Source organism: Streptomyces durocortorensis (genome assembly GCF_016901035.1).
Taxonomy (GTDB): Bacteria; Actinomycetota; Actinomycetes; order Streptomycetales; family Streptomycetaceae; genus Streptomyces; species Streptomyces durocortorensis.
This window is the reverse complement of the sequence record NZ_JAFEUF010000069.1, coordinates 1-16,968: the sequence shown is the minus strand read 5'-3', so window position 1 is coordinate 16,968 and position 16,968 is coordinate 1. Positions and strand designations below refer to the sequence as shown.

Here is a 16,968-nt window from a genome sequence, read left to right as displayed (position 1 = left end):
GGCTCTGCCATCGCGCCTCCCCGCATCGATCGGACGTGTCGCCACATCCGATCGATGCGGAGCCAATCAACACCACTCCGGTGATCGTTTTCGTTCAGAGCGCTGGCGACAACCCGGTTCAGCCGAGCCAGCCGGGGCGCACCAGTCCCGATTCGTAGGCGAGGACGACGAGTTGGGCCCGGTCTCGGGCGCCGAGCTTGACCATGGTGCGGCTGACGTGGGTCTTGGCGGTGAGCGGGCTGACGACCAGCCTGCGGGCGATCTCCTCGTTCGACAGGCCGATGCCGACCAGCGCCATCACCTCCCGCTCGCGTTCGGTGAGCAGGGCGAGCGAGGCGGCGGCGGTCGGTTCCTTGGAGCGGGCCGCGAACTCCGCGATCAGCCGGCGCGTCACACCCGGCGAGAGCAGCGCGTCCCCGCCGACCACCGCCCGTACCGCGCGCAGCAGTTCCTCCGGCTCGGTGTCCTTGACCAGGAAGCCCGAGGCCCCGTTACGGAGGGCCTCGAAGACGTACTCGTCGAGTTCGAAGGTGGTGAGCATGACCACCTTCACCTCGTTCAGCTCCGGGTCGCCGGTGATCCGCCGGGTGGCGGCCAGTCCGTCGAGGCGGGGCATGCGGATGTCCATCAGCACGATGTCGGGGCGCAGTTCACGCACCAGGCGGACGGCCTCCTCGCCATCGGCGGCCTCCCCCGCGACCTCGATGTCGGGCTGCGCGTCCAGCAGGGCACGGAAGCCCGCCCGTACGAGCAGCTGGTCGTCGGCGAGCGTTACGCGGATCACTTCGTCTCCTCGGGAGGCTCGGGAAGCCCGGGCGAGCGCCGGTCGAGGTCCGGGGCGGTGAACGGCAGTTCGGCCAGGACCCGGAAGCCGCCGCCCGTACGGGGCCCGGCGTCGATCGTGCCACCGAGGGCGGCGGCCCGCTCCCGCATCCCGACGAGTCCGTTGCCGCTGCCGCCCGCGTCGCCGCCGGTGGCCGGTCCCGCGTCGTCGATACGCAGGCGGAGCCGCCCGGAGCCGTAGCCGATGTGCACCAGTGCCGTACGGGAGCCGGAGTGGCGGACGACGTTGGTCAGGGCCTCCTGGACGATGCGGAAGGCGGCGAGGTGGGCGCCGGGCGGAACGGCGGCCGGGTCGCCCTCGCTCTCCACGGTGACGGTGAGTCCGGCGGCCGCCGCCTGTTCGACGAGTTCCGGCAGCCGGTCGAGGCCGGGGGCTGGGGAGGTCGGTGCGTCGCCGGGCGTACGGAGGTTGGCGAGGACCTGGCGTACCTCGTCGAGCGCCTCCTTGCTGGCCCCCTTGATCGTGGTGAGGGCGGTCCGGGCCTGCTCCGGGTCGGAGTCGAGCAGGGCGAGCCCGACCCCGGCCTGCACGTTGATGACGGAGATCGAGTGGGCCAGCACGTCGTGGAGTTCGCGGGCCATGCGCAGCCGTTCCTCGTCGGCCCGTCGCCGCTCCGCCGCCTCGCGCTCCGCCCGGGCGGCGGCCCACTGCTCGCGGCGCAGGCGCAGCAGTTCGGCGGCGGCCACGACGGCCACGACCCAGGCGGCGACGAAGCCTTCCTGCGTCCAGGACTCGGCCGGGTCGCCGTCCGGCGGCAGCCAGCGGTACAGCCAGTGGGAGACCAGGACGTGGCCGGCCCACAGCCCGCCCAGCGACCACCAGGCGGCCTTGCGGTGGCCGGTGACGATCGCGCTGAAGCAGCCCACGGCGACGGCGACGAGCACCGGACCGTACGGGTAGCCCGCCGCGAGGTAGACCAAGGTCGCCGCGCAGGTGGTGGCCACGGCGACGACGGGGCGGCGGCGACGCAGGAGCAGCACGCCGACCGCGACGAGCAGCAGCAGCCGGGCCGCCAGGTCCAGGGGCCGGCGGTCCTGCCCCTGCTCGGCGAAGCCCGTACCGACCATGACGAACGCCAGGAGCACCGCCGTCGACACCCAGGGCAGCCCGGCGGCGGTCCGCGAGCGCGCGCCGGACAGCCACGGCGGCGGTCCGCTGCGCCAACCCGGGCGGCCGGGCGGCCGGCGACCCGGGAAGCCGCAGGAGGGACCGCCGCCCCGGTGCGGCGATTGCTGTTCGTCCATGGCGGCCACGCTAGACGGCAGGCGGACGCCGGGGCGTCCGCCGTGCGTGGTGATCACCCGTACTCCGTGGGGAGTACGCCACCGGGAAAGGGCGGCGGTGTGCCGTCAGGCCGTACCGGAGTCGCGCAGCCCCACCGAGCGGGCCAGCTCCCCGGCGGCCTGCCGGAACAGCGGCTCCCTCGCCTCGACGACCCGGTTGAACTGGCCGAACAGCTCGAAGGAGATCAGGCCGAACAACTGGGCCCAGGCGGCGACCAGGGCCGCCACGGCCTCGGGAGGCACGCCCTCGGCGAAGTCGGCGGCCATCCGCTCCGCGTCGGCGCGCAGCTCGTCCGCGAGCGGCGGCAGGGCGAGATCGTCGGCCAGGACCGCGCTGCGGACGATGTCGATGAGGACCAGCCCCACCCGGGACGCGGGCCCGACCGTGTCCGTCGGGGCGATGTAGCCAGGGACGGGCGACCCGTAGATCAGGGCGTACTCATGCGGGTGCGCGAGCGCCCATTCCCGTACGGCACAGGCGACGGCGACCCAGCGCCCGGCGGGCGGGAGAGCCTCCGTCCGCTCCGCCGCCTGCTCCGCGACCGCGCCGATGGCGTCGAACGCGTCGACGATCAGCGCGGTCAGCAGGTCGTCGCGGCTGGGGAAGTAGCGGTAGAGCGCGGAGGAGACCATGCCCAGCTCCCGGGCGACGGCCCGGAGCGAGAGCTTCGCCGCGCCCTCCTCGGCGAGCTGTTTCCTGGCCTCGTCCTTGATGGCCGCGGTCACTTCGATACGGGCGCGTTCCCTGGCCCCTCGGATGGTGCTCATGCGATCAGTCTGCCATGCGCATGGAGCACCGACCAAGAACGAGAGCAGTGCTCTTGCTTTCGCCCACTCATCCGTGCACACTGATCTCACGCGAGAGCACCGCTCTCGCACGAGTGCGGGAGCCACCATGACACAGCAGAGCTACTACCTCCGGGCGAGCGCCTCCGCCGTCCGCCTCAACAAGGTCGTCGGCCGGCTGGCCCGGCACGGTCTCAGCCTGATGGGCTCCGCCGAACTGTCGGTGCGCGGGCGCACGAGCGGGCAGATGCAGCGCATCCCGGTCAACGCCCACACCTTCGAGGGCGACCGGTACCTGGTCTCGGCGCGCGGCCACTCGCAGTGGGTGCGCAACATGCGCGTGGCGGGCGGCGGGGAGCTGCGACTGGGGCGCAAGGTCAGCCGCTTCACCGCCGTGGAGATCGCCGACGACGCGCAGAAGGCCCGGATCGTCCGGGCCTATCTGGAGCGGTGGGGCTGGGAGGTCAACCAGTATTTCCGGGGGATCACGGCGAAGTCCACGGACGCCGAACTGCTGGCGGCCTGCCCGGACCACCCGGTGTTCCGCATCACCGAGGACGCCTGACCGCGCCCCGAGGCGTTCCTGGGGCGCGGGTCCGGGCCACCGCCGCTAGCGGTCCATCGCGTGGAGCGCCCGCTGCGCCAGCGGGTGCGTACGGACCAGCTCGGCCAGCGACGTCGTGCCCCGGGTGATTCCGGCGAACGACTTCCAGGCCGGGCGGAAACCGGTCAGCACCGCGTGCAGCAGGCCGGGGCGGCGCTCGAACAGCTTGAGCATGCGGCGGCCGACGCCCATCTCCACGCCGAGGCCGGCCTTGATGGCGAAGGCGTAGTTGAGGGCCTGGCGCCGGGCGTCCACCGCGTCGTGCGCCTCGGCGATCCTGACCGCCCACTCCCCCGCGAGCCGGCCCGAGCGCAGCGCGAAGGAGATGCCCTCACGGGTCCACGGCTCAAGGAGTCCGGCCGCGTCGCCGCAGACCACGACCCGGCCGCGGGAGAGCGGTGAGTCGTCGCTGCGGCAGCGGGTGAGATGGCCCGAGGAGATGGACGGCTCGAACCCGGCGAGGCCGAGGCGGGCGATGAAGTCCTCCAGATACCGCTTGGTGCCCGCGCCGTCGCCGCGCGCCGAGATGACGCCCACGGTGAGGGTGTCGCCCTTGGGGAAGACCCAGCCGTAACTTCCCGGCATCGGGCCCCAGTCGATGAGCACGCGGCCCGCCCAGTCCTCCGCGACGGTGGCCGGAACGGGGATCTCCGCCTCCAGGCCGAGGTCGACCTGGTCGAGCTTGACGCCGACGTGGGCTCCTATCCGGCCCGCGCTGCCGTCCGCGCCGACGACCGCCCGCGCGAGGACGGTCTCGCCACCGGCCAGCACCACGGCGACCGTTCGCCGGTCGGGCACGGCGGGACCGTGCTGCTCGACCCGCACCACCGATGCGCCGGTGCGCAGTTCGGCCCCGGCCTTCTGCGCCTCCTCGACAAGCCCGGCGTCGAACTCGGGGCGGTTGATGAGCCCGAAGAGCATGCGCCGGGAGCGTCGGGTGCGGGAGAGCTTGCCGTTGAGCGAGAAGGTGACCGCGTGGATGCGGTCCTTCAGGGGCAGTTCGAACCCGGGCGGCAGGGCGTCCCGGGAGAAGCCGATGATGCCCCCGCCGCAGGTCTTGTAGCGCGGCAGTTCCGCTTTCTCCAGCAGCAGGACTCTCCGGCCCGCCACGGCTGCCGCGTACGCCGCCGATGCGCCGGCCGGTCCGGCGCCGACCACGACGACATCCCACACCAACGACTCTTCCGGCTCACGTCCGGCGTCTGCGTTCTCGCTGCTCACGATGTGCTTCTGCTCCTGATCCGACCAGTGGCCCCAAGCTGCTCACGGCATCCTACGGCGCGCTACGGGCCGGCCCTCCTGTGGGAGGATCGGCCATGATTTCGTCGTACATGCGTCGCCGCACGGAACGGCGTCGCACACGGTCGCGTACACACCGCGCCCTACCCATAACGTCGCACCCACGAGGAGCGTGCCCATGACCGCCCGTCCGATTCCCGAGACCGTCGCCTCGCTGATGCCCCGCGCCCGGGAGGAGCTGGCCGAGCTGGTGGCGTTCCAGTCGGTGGCGGACCCGGCGGTGTTCCCGAGGAGCGAGTGCGAGGGGGCAGCCAACTGGGTCGCCGACGCGCTGCGCGCCGAAGGATTCACGGACGTCGCGCTCCTGGACACCCCCGACGGGACGCAGTCCGTTTACGGTTACCTGCCCGGGCCCGCCGGGGCGCCGACCGTGCTGCTCTACGCGCACTACGACGTGCAGCCGCCGCTGGACGAGTCGGCGTGGATCTCCCCGCCGTTCGAGCTGACCGAGCGCGACGGGCGCTGGTACGGGCGGGGCGCGGCCGACTGCAAGGGCGGGTTCATCATGCACCTGCTCGCGCTGCGCGCCCTGAAGGCGGACGGCGGCGTCCCGGTCTCGGTGAAGGTGATCGCCGAGGGCTCCGAGGAGCAGGGCACCGGCGGTCTGGAGCGGTACGCGGAGGCGCACCCGCAGCTGCTCCGCGCGGACACGATCGTCATCGGCGACACCGGCAACTTCCGGGTCGGGCTGCCGACGGTGACGGCGACGCTGCGCGGGATGACCATGCTGCGCGTGCAGCTGGACACCCTCGAAGGGAACCTGCACTCGGGGCAGTTCGGCGGTGCGGCCCCGGACGCGCTGGCCGCGATGATCCAGCTGCTGGCCTCGCTGCGCGCCGAGGACGGGACGACCACGGTCGACGGTCTGACCGGTGACGCCGACTGGGACGGCATCCAGTACCCGGAGGCGGAGTTCCGGCAGGACGCCAAGGTGCTGGACGGGGTGGAGCTGATCGGCACGGGTACGGTCGCCGACCGCATCTGGGCCCGCCCCGCCGTCACCGTCATCGGCATCGACTGCCCGGCGGTGGTCGGCGCGACCCCGTCCGTGCAGGCGAGCGCCCGGGCCCAGATCAGCCTGCGGGTGCCGCCGGGCCACGACGCGGCCGAGGCGACGAAGCTGCTCACCGCCCACCTGGAGTCGCGGGCGCCCTGGGGTGCGCGGGTGAAGGTGGAACAGGTGGGCCAGGGCCAGCCGTTCCGGGCCGACATGACCAGTCCGGCGTACACGGCGATGGCGGACGCGATGCGGGACGCCTACCCGGGCCAGGAGATGCAGTCCTCCGGCATGGGCGGCTCCATCCCGCTGTGCAACACCCTGGCGGGTCTGTACCCGGAGGCGGAGATCCTGCTGATCGGGCTGAGCGAGCCCGAGGCGCAGATCCACGCGGTGAACGAGAGCGTGTCGCCCGAGGAGCTGGAGCGGATGTCGGTCGCCGAGGCGCTGTTCCTGCGCAACTACGCGGCGTCGAAGAAGGCCTGACCGCCGCTCCGGGGCGGGGGACCTCCTACGCCGTCGGCGAAGTCGCCGGTGGCGTAGGACCGTGCGGCGGGCGTCCGCAGGTGCGTACGTTCGCCGCATGGATCTCGTCGAGGTACTTCCGCGGTTGCACATGTTCCGGTTCCGGATCGGTCAGGCCTATCTCTGGCGCGACGGGGCGGATCTGACCCTGATCGACGCGGCGACATCGACGCGGCGACATCGACTCGGCCGCCGCGATCGGGGACGCGGTCCGCTCACTCGGCCTCGCCCCGGCCCGGATCCGCCGCATCGTCCTCACCCACGGCCACCGCGACCACTACGGGGCCGCGCGGGAGCTGGCGGACCGGTACGGCGCCGAGATCATCGCCCACGCGCTGGACGCCCCGGTGATCCGGGGCGAGCGGCCCATACCGGAGCCGGACCTGCTGGACTGGGAACGGCCGCTGTACGCACATGGGTTGACGTGTCCCGAGGCCCCTCCCACCCGGGTCGACCGCGAGGTGACCGGCGGCGAGGAGCTGCCGTTCGGGGACGGTGCCCGGGTGGTCCACGCCCCCGGGCACACGGCGGGCTCCATCGCGCTGCATCTGCCGCGCCACGGCGTGCTGTTCACCGGGGACGCCGTGGCCTCCGCGGAGCGGGTGATGCTCGGTGTGTTCAACGTGGACCGTGCGGAGGCGGCGGCCACGTTCCGGCGGCTGGCCGCGTTCGCGCCCCGTACCGTCTGCTTCGGCCACGGCGACCCGCTCACCGGGAACGCGGCCGCGGTAATGAAGGCGGCGGCGAACGGCGGATGAGGCCGCGTCGGGGGTCACTCGACCCGGCCGCACCCCGGCCCCGTACGAGCCCCGCTCAGCCCACCGGCACCCCCGCCTCCAGGTTGAGCACCGTCTTCCGCTCGCGCGCCCGCAGGGCCCAGCGCAGCCGTTCGTACCGGGTGGGCGGCAGCATCCCCGCGGCCTCCTCCTCGGTGACGAAGCGCCAGCCGCGCAGCTCGGAGCCCGGCAGGAGTAGCCGGCCGGCCTCCTCGGAGCGGAGCAGGCCGCCGTCGAAGAGGAAGCGCAGCCCGCCGTAGCCGGGCGGGCGGGGCGACTCCCAGTCGACGAGCAGCAGGATGGGCACCCGGTCGAGGGTGAGGCCGATCTCCTCGGCGACCTCACGGATCCCGGCCTGCGCGGGAGCCTCGCCCGCCTCGACGACCCCGCCGGGGAACTCCCACCCCGGTTTGTACGTGGGGTCGACGAGCAGCACCCGGTCCTGCTCGTCGAAGAGCAGCACCCCGGCGGCGACCGTCTCGCCGGTCGGCTCGGGACTCTGCACGATCGGGCAGGGGGCGGCATTCCCGGTGCGCACGGCGTCCGCGATCCGCTCGGCGGTCTCGCGGGGCGTGAGAGCGCTGTTGTCGACCACATGCGCGTCCTCGGTGATCCAGCCGAGGGCGTCGCGGTACGGGCCGATGTGCTCGTACGCCCACCGGCGCACCCGGTCGCTCTGTTCGTCGTCGCCGGGAAACTCCTCGCGGCCCGCGATCCGGCTGCGCAGGATCGTTTCCTCAGGTGAGAGCGCCACATGCCGGACCGGGATGCGCCGGGAGGCGAGCCCGCCGAAGATCTCGTCGCGGTACTCCTGCCGCAGCAGCGTCATCGGCACCACCAGCACCCCGGGCACCTCGGCGAGCAGCGCCGCGGCCGTGTCCACCACGAGCCGCCGCCAGATCGGCAGGTCCTGGAAGTCGGTGACCTCGGCGAGCCGCTTCTGCGGCAGCAGGGCGCGCAGCCCCGCGCCGGTGACCTCCGGGTCGTACAGCGTGCTGTTCGGAATCAGATCGATCAGTTCGCCGGCGGCGCTGGTCTTGCCCGCGCCAAACGCACCGTTGATCCAGACGATCACGGTTCCCCCTCTTCCGTAGCCCCCTGTGGCTTGCCCGCAACACCCTGCCGCGGAAACCCCGCGGGGGCGACGGCGTTGGCCGGATGCGGCCGCCCGGGGCGTACGACCGGTCCGCCGTCACCCCACGGTCGCATCCGCCGTCCCCCGCGCGGCTCAGGCAGATCCCCCCGTGGCACGATCCCGCGCGCTCCCGGGACTGGGATCGTCGGAAATCGAGCAGACCAGCCACCGGCCTGCCGAAATCGAGGATTCCCCATGCTCCCGCCACTCTCCGCCGATGACCGCGCCACCGCTCCTACCGGTCGGCTGCGCGCCGCCTGGCGTGCCGCGCACGAGCCGGCCCCCGGCGTGTCCCGACGGCTCCGACTCACCGCGTACGCGGTGCCCCTGGCGGTGCTGCCGTCGAGCCTGTGGCGGATCCCGTCGGCGTTCGACGACGGGATCGGCTTCGGGGAGCGGCTCTACGTGCCCTCCCTCTCGATCGTCTCCGAGCTTCTGGCGTTCACCGCGATCGGCCTGATCGCGCGCTGGGGCGAGGTCTTCCCCCGCCGGGTGCCGTACCTGGGCGGGCGGCGGGTTCCGAGGTGGGCCGCGGTCGTCCCGGCCGCCGTCGGAGCCACGGTGCTCACGCTCGTCTTCACGGTCCTGTTCATCGTCACCGAGATCCGGGGCACGACGATCCGCGGCGACGAACTGCCCGCCGACTTCCCCGGCGAGGCGGGTGGCTGGGAAGCCGCCTGGTACTCCATCTGCTATGCCCCGCTGGTCCTCTGGGGGCCGCTCATGGTCGTCCTGACCGTCGCGTACCACCGGCGACGCCGCGGAACGGACCGTCCGGCCGCCACCGAGTGAACGCGGTACGCGGCCGACCGGCCCAGGAGGCGCCCGGCCTGACGAACCGGGCGCCTCCTGGAAGCCGTTGCGGCCCCGGCGGGGCTACCGCAGGGCGATGGCCGCCGCCGCAGCCCCGACCAGCCCCGCGTCGGTGCCCATCACGGCGGGCGCGACCGTCAGCCGCCGGAGGTAGGAGAGCGTGGCGTACTCGCGCAGGCTGCGGCGCAACGGTACGAACAGCACGTCACCGGCCCCGGCCACTCCCCCGCCGACCACCGCGATGTCCAGGTCCGCGAGGGTGGCGGTGGCGGCGATGCCGGCCGCCAGGGCCTGGGCCGCGCGCTCGTAGGAGGCGATGGCGACCGGATCCCCGGCGCGGGCGGCGACGGCCACCGCGGCGGCCGTCCTGTCCCCGTCCGGGCCGGGCCGCCAGCCGTTCTCCAGGGCGCGGCGGGCGATGTTGGGACCGCTGGCGATGCCTTCGACGCAGCCGCGCGCACCGCAGGGGCACGGGGCGCCGTCCAGGTCGACGCTGATGTGGCCGATGTGCCCGGCGTTGCCCGAGGGGCCGGGGCGCAGGGTGCCGCCGAGGACAAGGCCGCCGCCGACGCCCGTGGACACGACGAGGCAGAGCGCGTTGTCGTAGCCGCGGGCCGCACCGAGCCAGTGCTCGGCGGCCGTCATCGCGACCCCGTCGCCGACCAGCGCGACCGACAGCCCGCCCGCTGTCTTGTGCACCCGCTCCACCAGCGGGAAGTCCCGCCAACCGGGGACGTTGACCGGGCTGACCGTACCGGCGGCGGCGTCCACCGGACCGGCGCTGCCGATGCCCACGGAACCGGCCCTGCTCCACAGCGGCGAGGCCATCAGCTCGCCCAGCACCTCGTCCACGGCCCCCATGACCGCCTCGGCCCCCTCCCGGGCGGGGGTCGGCCGCTGCGCCCGTACGAGGAGGGATCCGTCGCCGTCCACCAGCGCTCCGGCGATCTTGGTGCCGCCGATGTCGAGCGCGGCGACGAGGTCGGTATGCATCGGTGTGGGCTCTCCGGATCGGTGAAGGGGCGGGACCTGCGGGTTCCGTCCACAGTCTGCACAGTCTTCATCCTCTTGACAACGTTGTCCAGGGCCTATGCTCGACGCCACAGCCTCCGATCATCTGCGCGGCGCCCCCACTCGGCCCCGCTCGGCCCGGCCGGAGCGCCGCACGCCCCGCCCGTATCCGACGACAGGACAGCGCACGTGGACCGGACCGCCCGTCATTCCGAGACCCGCTACGGCAACCGGCCGACCATGAAGGACGTGGCGGCCCGGGCCGGAGTCGGCCTGAAGACGGTCTCCCGGGTGGTGAACAGCGAGCCCGGCGTCACGCCCGACACCGAGCGCCGCGTGCAGGAGGCGATCGACGCGCTCGGCTTCCGCCGCAACGACAGCGCCCGCGTGCTGCGCAAGGGCCGTACGGCGTCCATCGGACTGGTCCTGGAGGATCTGGCGGACCCGTTCTACGGTCCGCTGAGCCGCGCGGTGGAGGAGGTCGCCCGCGCGCACGGCGCGCTGCTGATCAACGGTTCCAGCGCCGAGGACCCGGAACGGGAGCAGGAGTTGGTGCTGGCGCTGTGCGCCCGCCGCGTCGACGGTCTGATCGTGATCCCGGCGGGCGACGACCACCGCTATCTGGAGCCGGAGATCAAGGCGGGCATCGCCACGGTCTTCGTGGACCGCCCGGCGGGCCATGTGGACGTCGACATGGTGCTCTCCGACAGCTTCGGCGGGGCCAGGGAGGGCGTGGCGCACCTCATCGCGCACGGTCACCGCAGGATCGGCTTCATCGGCGACCAGCCGCGGATCCACACCGCCACCGAGCGTCTGCGCGGCTATCACGCCGCCATGCGGGACGCGGGCATCACCGTCGAGGACGGCTGGGTCTCCCTCGGCTCCACCGAACCGGAGCGGGTGCGGACCGCCGCCGAGGAGATGCTGAGCGGCCCCGAGCCTGTCACCGCCCTGTTCGCGGGCAACAACCGGGTGACGGTGACGGCGGTCCGGGTGATCGCGGAGCGGGAACGGCCGGTGGCACTGGTGGGGTTCGACGACATCGAGCTGGCCGACCTGCTCGGCATCACCGTGATCTCGCAGGACGCGTCGGCGGTCGGCAGGACGGCCGCCGAGCATCTCTTCCGCCGCCTGGACGGGGCGGACCACGCCCCGGCCCGGGTGGAGCTGCCGACGACGCTGATCCCGCGCGGCTCGGGCGAACTGCCGCCCGCCTGAGGCCCGCCGGATCCCGCCGGACTACGACGGATCCCGTCAGACCCCGTCAGATCCTGGCGGATCCCGTCAGACCCCGGCGCCGACCGTCCGGAACTCCCGGGTCAGCAGGGCCAGCAGTTGTGCGGGGGCGTCCTCCTGCACGGTGTGGCCCGCGCCCTCGATCCAGTGCAGTTCGGAGTGCGGGATCAACGCGTGCAGCTGCTCGGCGAAGGGCGCAGGCAGGAACCGGTCCTCGCGCCCCCAGATGATCCGGGTCGGCACCGGTACGGTCCCCAGCAGGTGCTGGAACGCGTCGGTGTCGGCCTGTTCGGCCTGCCGGTACTGCCGGTAGTACGCGACCCGGCCGCGCTCGCCGCGCCAGGGATCGAGGTGGGCGGCCAGCACGTCGGGCCGGTAGCCGGTGTGGGTGGCGTGGCACAGATGGCTCTCCACCAGCGCCTCGTGGGCGTAGCCGGGGAGTTGCTCGAAGAGATGCGCGTTCTCCCGGATGAGCCGGAAGAGTCCGGTGCCCCACTCCCCGCAGGCCACCGCGTCCACCAGGGTGAGGTCGACGTACCGCGCACCCTCCAGGAGCAGTGCCCGCAGGGCCACGGTCCCACCGATGTCGTGGGCGATCACGCGTGGGCGCTCCAGCCCCCAGTGCTCCAGGAGCCGGGTGAACACCTTCGCCTGCGCCGCCGGGCCGACGTTCTGCCCGTCGCGCTGTTCCGACTGCCCGAACCCGAGCAGGTCGAAGAGGTGGACGCGGTGGTCGCGGGCGAGCGCCGGTGCGATGTCGCGCCAGATGAGCGAGGAGAACGGGGTGCCGTGCAGCAGGACGACCGGCTCCCCCTCCCCCAGCACATCCCAGCGCACTGCCCCGTCCGGGGTCTCGAACGTCCTGGTCAGCTGCCCGTTCATGGTGTGCCTCCTGATGTGCGGGTGGGAGGGGCGGAGCCCGCCGGACTTTCGAAGTTACCAGCAAAGGCCTTAAGCCGGTAACGTTGGTAAAGTAGTGATCATGCGAAGGAACCCTGCACCCGCGGAGCTCGGACTCGTCGAGGAGTTCTGCAACACGGCCACCCACCTCCACGGCGAGGACGGCCTCGCCCGGCCGGAGACGGCGGCCCGGTGGCTCGGTGCGCACGGTTTCCCGGCCCTGTGCGAACCCGGAGACCTGGCAGCGCTCGCGGAGGCGCGGGAGACGGTGCGGGCCTTCCTGGTCGAGCGGACCTCGCCGGAGGCGGTCGACGCCCTCAACCGGCTCGTCGCCGGGGTCGCGGGCGCTCCGGCCGTACGCCCCGACAACACGCTCACCCTGCGGCCGGCTTCCGGCGGGGCGGTGGCGGAGGTGGTACGCCCCGTGCTCGAGGCACTCCTGTTCCACGGCCTGACCGGGCGTCACGCGACCCGCCTCAAGGCGTGCGCCGCCCCGGAGTGCCGCTGGGTCTTCTACGACCGGGCGCCCTCGTCGAACGGCCTCTGGTGCGACATGGACGTGTGCGGCGCACGGCACAAGATGCGCGCCTACCGCGCCCGCGGCGGCGCGGCCGCACGCCGGGACGCCTGAGGGCCTCGCGGGGTACGACGGCGGCGTCCGGGGCCGTTGGGGTGGCCGCCCCGCCGGTCGGGGCGTGGTGCCGCCGGTTCGGCAGGGGCGATTCCTAACGTCGGCTGGCGACGCCCGAAGGGGCGTGTCCGTACGGCAGCGGCAGCACGTCCAGAACAGGTGCGTACCTCATGAGCCATCCCGTAACAGCCCCGTCGGCGTCCACGGATTCCGGCGGGCCGGGGGCGGATGCCCCGAAGCCGGTCCGCAGAAGGGCGCGTTGGCGGCCCGCCGTGATGGCGGCGGCGCTGCTGCTGTGCGCGACCCCGGTCGCCTCCGCCGCGCCCGGGACGGCGGACGGACACCCTCCGGCGCACGGCGCGGCGCCCCTCTACATCTCCGACTACAGCGACAACACCGTGCTGCGCCTGCCGCCCGGCGGCGGCGAGCCGGTCATGGTCGCGGCGACCGGCCTGATCCGCCCCACCGGGATGGCGCTGGACGCCTCGGGCGACCTCTACATCGCCGACACCGGCAACAACCGGGTCGTACGGGTGCCGGGCGACGGCGGCCCGCAGGCCGTCGTGGACACCGACGATCTCTCCCGCCCCATCGGGCTGGCGTTGAACGCGGACGGCGACCTCTACATCGCCGACAGCTTCAACGACCGGGTGGTGATGGTGCCCGCCGACGGCAGCGGCCAGGTCACCGTCCCCACCACCGGGCTGCTCCACCCCAACGGGCTCGCGCTGGACGGGGCGGGGAACCTCTTCGTGGCCGACTTCGTCAACGACCGCGTGGTGAAGGTCCCCGCCGCCGGCGGCCCGCAGACGACCGTGCCCGCAACGGGCCTCTCCCAGCCGACCGGCCTGGCCTTCGGCCGGGGAGGGGATCTGTTCGTCTCCGACAGCGGCAACGACCGGGTGGTGCGACTGCCGGCGGGCGGCGGGCCGCAGCGCACCGTCCCGGCGACCGGACTCAACTCCCCGTACGGCCTGGCCTTCGACCCCGCGGGCTCGCTGTACATCGCGGACTTCAACAACGACCGGGTGGTGCAGCTGCCGGTGCGCGGCGGCCAGCGCACGGTGCCGGTCGCGGGCCTGCGCACCCCGGCGGGACTGGCCATCCCCGCGGGGCGCGAAGGCTACTGACGCTCCTCTTCACAGCTTCACAGCTTCACAGCTTCACGGAGCTTTACGGCTTCACGGAGCTTTACGGTTTACGGAGCGGTGACCGTCAGGTCGCCCCGGCGCGGGGAGGCGAAGGCGTCCAGGTCCGCACGGGTCAGGCCGGTCAGCCGGGCGACCTCGGCGGTGTCCAGCGCGCCGCAGTCGATCCCGCGCAGCAGGTAGCCGCTGAGGGCCTTGGCGGTGGCGGGCTCGTCCATGACGTCACCGCCGGCCTTGGCCACGTACGCGGCGAGCCGGGCGGCCGCAGGCTCCAGGCCCTCGCGGTAGAAGGTGTAGACGGCCGCGTAACGCGTCGGCAGGTGCCCGGGGTGCATGTCCCAGCCCTGGTAGTAGGCGCGGGCCAGAGCGCGGCGGGTGAGGCCGTAGTGGAGCCGCCAGGCCTCGTGGACCTGGTCGGTCGGGCCGACGGGCAGGACGTTGGTCGAGCCGTCGGAGACGCGTACGCCGGTGCCCGCGGCGGCGACCTGCATGACGGCCTTGGCGTGGTCGGCGGCCGGGTGGTCGCTGGCCTGGTAGGCGGCGCTGACGCCGACGCAGGCGCTGTAGTCGAAGGTGCCGTAGTGCAGCCCGGTGGCCCGGCCCCGCGCCGCGTCGATCATGCGGGAGACGGCAGCGGTTCCGTCGGCGGCGAGGATGGACTGGCTGGTCTCGATCTGGATCTCGAAGCCGATACGCCCGTCGTCGAGGCCGTGGGCCTTCTCGAAGGCTTCGAGGAGCTGGACGAAGGCGGTGACCTGCTCGGGGTACGTCACCTTCGGCAGGGTGAGCACGAGCCCTTCGGGGAGCCCGCCCGCCTCCATCAGGCCGGTGAGGAAGACGTCGGTGGTGCGGATGCCCCGGTCGCGTACACCGGCTTCCATGCACTTCATCCGGATGCCCATGTACGGGGCGGCCGTGCCGTTCGCGTACGCCTCGGAGACCAGACGCGCGGCCCGGGCGGCGGACTCGTCCTCCTCCGCGTCCGGGCGGGGGCCGTAACCGTCCTCGAAGTCGATGCGCAGGTCCTCGACGGGCTCGCGCTCCAGCTTGGCGCGTACGCGGTCGTGGACCGGGCCCGCCAGCTCCTCGGGGATGCCGAGGACGGCGGCGAACGAAGCGGCGTCGGGGGCGTGTTCGTCGAGGGCGGCCAGCGCCTGGTCGCCCCAGGAGCGCAGGGTGCCGGGCTCGAAGACGTCACCGGGTACGTAGACGGTGTGCACGGGCTGGCGGGTGCCGGGATCACCCGGGTAGCGGCGGGCGAGTTCCGCGTCGACCGCCGTGAGGGAGGCACTGATCTCCTCGCTGACCGCACCGGCGAGGCTCGTTGCCACCTTCTCCTGCTGACCCATGACCGTACCCTCCACGCTCTCGCTGTTTCCGCTTCCCGGAATCAACAATCCGTATAGTGAAGTTATAAGCCCGCTCGACCTGCGTCAATGGTCGCCCGGAACGGCTCCGGGCCGCGCGGTGGGGTTCACCGTGCGGCCCGGGCGGGGTGGTGCGGGTGGTACTGGGTGGTGCCGGGAAATCAGCCCTTGCGGGTGGTGATCTCCTCGGTGAGCTGGGGGACGACGGTGAAGAGGTCGCCGACGACGCCGTAGTCGACGAGTTCGAAGATCGGGGCTTCGGCGTCCTTGTTGATCGCGACGATCGTCTTCGAGGTCTGCATGCCCGCCCGGTGCTGGATCGCCCCGGAGATACCGGAGGCGATGTAGAGCTGCGGGGAGACGGACTTGCCGGTCTGCCCGACCTGGGAGGTGTGCGGGTACCAGCCCGCGTCGACCGCCGCACGCGACGCACCCACCGCAGCGCCCAGGCTGTCGGCGAGGGCTTCGATGAGGGGGAAGTTCTCCGCGCCGTTGACGCCACGGCCGCCCGAGACGACGATCGCGGCCTCGGTCAGCTCCGGGCGCCCGGTCGACTCGCGCGGGGTGCGGGAGGTCACCTTGGTGCCCGTCGCGCTCTCGCCGAACGAGACGGAGAGGGCTTCGACCGTGCCGGCGGCCGCGGCCGGCTCGACCGGGGCCGAGTTCGGCTTCACGGTGATGACCGGAACGCCCTTGGAGACGCGGGACTTGGTGGTGTAGGAGGCGGCGAACACCGCCTGCGTCGCCACCGGGCCCTCGTCGCCGGCCTCCAGGTCGGTGGCGTCGGTGATGATGCCGGAGTTGATCCGCAGCGCGAGCCGGGCGGCGATCTCCTTGCCCTCGGCGGAGGACACCACCAGCACCGCCGCCGGGGACACCGCCTCGAACGCGGCCTGCAGCGCGTCGACCTTCGGCACCACGAGGTAGTCCGCGAACTCCGCCGCGTCGGAGGTCAGGACCTTCACCGCACCGTGCTCACCCAGCACACCCGCGGTCGCCTCCGCACCCGCACCCAGGGCGACGGCGACCGGGTCACCGATCCGGCGGGCCAGCGTCAGCAACTCCAGCGTGGGCTTACGGACCGCACCATCCACATGATCGACCAGAACCAGAACTTCAGCCATGACAACGCACTCCAGACAGACGAGAGAAGAGAAGGAGGAAAGGGAGGGAGGACCGAGCGGGCGGGATCAGATGAACTTCTGGCCCGCGAGGAACTCGGCGAGCTGCTTGCCGCCCTCACCCTCGTCCTTCACGATCGTGCCCGCGGTGCGCGCCGGACGCTCGGTCGCCGAGTCGACCGCCGTCCAGGCACCCGCCAGACCGACCTCGTCCGCCTCCAGCTCCAGGTCCTCCAGGTCCAGGGACTCCACCGGCTTCTTCTTCGCCGCCATGATCCCCTTGAACGAGGGGTAGCGCGCCTCACCGGACTGGTCGGTCACCGACACCACCGCCGGCAGCGACGCCTCAAGCTGCTCGGTCGCGGTGTCCCCGTCACGCCGCCCGGTCACCACACCGTCGCTGACCGCGACCTCGGACAGCAGCGTCACCTGCGGAACACCCAGGCGCTCCGCCAGCAGCGCCGGCAGCACACCCATCACCCCGTCCGTCGA

At 73.0% G+C, this 16,968-nt stretch carries 16 protein-coding genes and 1 pseudogene; 7 read left to right on the top strand and 10 right to left on the bottom strand.

The genetic code is table 11. The features are described 5' to 3' along the window. Window positions 1–118 precede the first annotated feature (118 nt). From JS521_RS15820 to JS521_RS15810, 3 genes are all read right to left on the bottom strand, one after another. Window positions 119–784 carry a response regulator gene (locus JS521_RS15820; protein ID WP_065485939.1) on the bottom strand — a complete coding sequence of 222 codons (666 nt, stop codon included), beginning with the start codon at window positions 782–784 and terminating at the stop codon, window positions 119–121. Beyond that, on the bottom strand, window positions 781–2,088 hold the full coding sequence (locus JS521_RS15815; RefSeq protein WP_205083628.1) for a sensor histidine kinase: 1,308 nt from the start codon (window positions 2,086–2,088) through the stop codon (window positions 781–783). Before JS521_RS15815 ends, JS521_RS15820 begins: the two co-directional genes overlap by 4 nt. A gap of 105 nt (window positions 2,089–2,193) precedes the next feature. Further along, window positions 2,194–2,895 carry a TetR/AcrR family transcriptional regulator gene (locus tag JS521_RS15810; protein ID WP_205083627.1) on the bottom strand — a complete coding sequence of 234 codons (702 nt, stop codon included), beginning with the start codon at window positions 2,893–2,895 and terminating at the stop codon, window positions 2,194–2,196. Window positions 2,896–3,022: 127 nt separating this feature from the next. Here JS521_RS15810 and JS521_RS15805 point away from each other — a divergent pair, with 127 nt between their 5' ends. Further along, complete coding sequence (locus tag JS521_RS15805) at window positions 3,023–3,478, top strand: nitroreductase/quinone reductase family protein (protein WP_205083626.1); 456 nt, start codon at window positions 3,023–3,025, stop codon at window positions 3,476–3,478. A 45-nt stretch (window positions 3,479–3,523) separates the two neighbouring features. Here JS521_RS15805 and JS521_RS15800 read toward each other — a convergent pair whose 3' ends face one another. Further along, window positions 3,524–4,738 carry a geranylgeranyl reductase family protein gene (locus JS521_RS15800; protein WP_205083625.1) on the bottom strand — a complete coding sequence of 405 codons (1,215 nt, stop codon included), beginning with the start codon at window positions 4,736–4,738 and terminating at the stop codon, window positions 3,524–3,526. Between the two features lie 196 nt (window positions 4,739–4,934). Here JS521_RS15800 and JS521_RS15795 point away from each other — a divergent pair, with 196 nt between their 5' ends. Together JS521_RS15795 and JS521_RS15790 are read left to right on the top strand one after the other, a co-directional pair. Next, window positions 4,935–6,299: a dipeptidase gene (locus tag JS521_RS15795; protein ID WP_205083624.1), complete on the top strand. Its 1,365-nt coding sequence runs from the start codon at window positions 4,935–4,937 to the stop codon at window positions 6,297–6,299. 97 nt (window positions 6,300–6,396) lie between these two features. After that, a pseudogene (locus JS521_RS15790) lies at window positions 6,397–7,096 on the top strand (MBL fold metallo-hydrolase). Between the two features lie 55 nt (window positions 7,097–7,151). Here the strand turns inward: JS521_RS15790 and JS521_RS15785 are convergent. Then, a complete protein-coding gene (locus JS521_RS15785; RefSeq protein ID WP_205083623.1) occupies window positions 7,152–8,189 on the bottom strand; it encodes an NUDIX hydrolase in 1,038 nt (345 codons plus the stop codon). Between the two features lie 255 nt (window positions 8,190–8,444). Between JS521_RS15785 and JS521_RS15780 the strand changes: the two genes are divergently transcribed. Continuing rightward, window positions 8,445–9,041, top strand: a complete 597-nt coding sequence (locus tag JS521_RS15780; protein ID WP_205083622.1) for a hypothetical protein — start codon at window positions 8,445–8,447, stop codon at window positions 9,039–9,041. Window positions 9,042–9,125: 84 nt separating this feature from the next. On the opposite strand, the gene JS521_RS15775 is transcribed toward JS521_RS15780, so the two are convergent. After that, on the bottom strand, window positions 9,126–10,055 hold the full coding sequence (locus tag JS521_RS15775) for an ROK family protein (RefSeq protein ID WP_205083621.1): 930 nt from the start codon (window positions 10,053–10,055) through the stop codon (window positions 9,126–9,128). Between the two features lie 207 nt (window positions 10,056–10,262). Between JS521_RS15775 and JS521_RS15770 the strand changes: the two genes are divergently transcribed. Next, window positions 10,263–11,291: a LacI family DNA-binding transcriptional regulator gene (locus tag JS521_RS15770; protein ID WP_205083620.1), complete on the top strand. Its 1,029-nt coding sequence runs from the start codon at window positions 10,263–10,265 to the stop codon at window positions 11,289–11,291. 66 nt (window positions 11,292–11,357) lie between these two features. Here the strand turns inward: JS521_RS15770 and JS521_RS15765 are convergent, their stop codons facing one another. Further along, complete coding sequence (locus JS521_RS15765; RefSeq protein ID WP_205083619.1) at window positions 11,358–12,191, bottom strand: alpha/beta fold hydrolase; 834 nt, start codon at window positions 12,189–12,191, stop codon at window positions 11,358–11,360. Window positions 12,192–12,291: 100 nt separating this feature from the next. Here JS521_RS15765 and JS521_RS15760 point away from each other — a divergent pair, with 100 nt between their 5' ends. Together JS521_RS15760 and JS521_RS15755 are read left to right on the top strand one after the other, a co-directional pair. Next, window positions 12,292–12,840 carry a CGNR zinc finger domain-containing protein gene (locus tag JS521_RS15760; RefSeq protein ID WP_205083618.1) on the top strand — a complete coding sequence of 183 codons (549 nt, stop codon included), beginning with the start codon at window positions 12,292–12,294 and terminating at the stop codon, window positions 12,838–12,840. Between the two features lie 275 nt (window positions 12,841–13,115). Further along, window positions 13,116–13,970 (top strand): SMP-30/gluconolactonase/LRE family protein, encoded by an 855-nt coding sequence (locus JS521_RS15755; protein WP_205083640.1) that lies wholly within the window; start codon window positions 13,116–13,118, stop codon window positions 13,968–13,970. Window positions 13,971–14,038: 68 nt separating this feature from the next. Here JS521_RS15755 and JS521_RS15750 read toward each other — a convergent pair whose 3' ends face one another. The 3 genes from JS521_RS15750 to JS521_RS15740 form a co-directional block, all read right to left on the bottom strand. Continuing rightward, window positions 14,039–15,337 carry a DUF6986 family protein gene (locus tag JS521_RS15750; RefSeq protein WP_205083617.1) on the bottom strand — a complete coding sequence of 433 codons (1,299 nt, stop codon included), beginning with the start codon at window positions 15,335–15,337 and terminating at the stop codon, window positions 14,039–14,041. Between the two features lie 179 nt (window positions 15,338–15,516). Beyond that, the gene (locus JS521_RS15745) at window positions 15,517–16,479 is read right to left on the bottom strand and encodes an electron transfer flavoprotein subunit alpha/FixB family protein (RefSeq protein WP_205083616.1); all 963 of its coding nucleotides are present in this window, start codon (window positions 16,477–16,479) and stop codon (window positions 15,517–15,519) included. 66 nt (window positions 16,480–16,545) lie between these two features. Further along, window positions 16,546–16,968, bottom strand: a 423-nt coding sequence (locus JS521_RS15740) for an electron transfer flavoprotein subunit beta/FixA family protein (RefSeq protein WP_443732179.1), incomplete at its 5' end; no start/stop codon positions are given.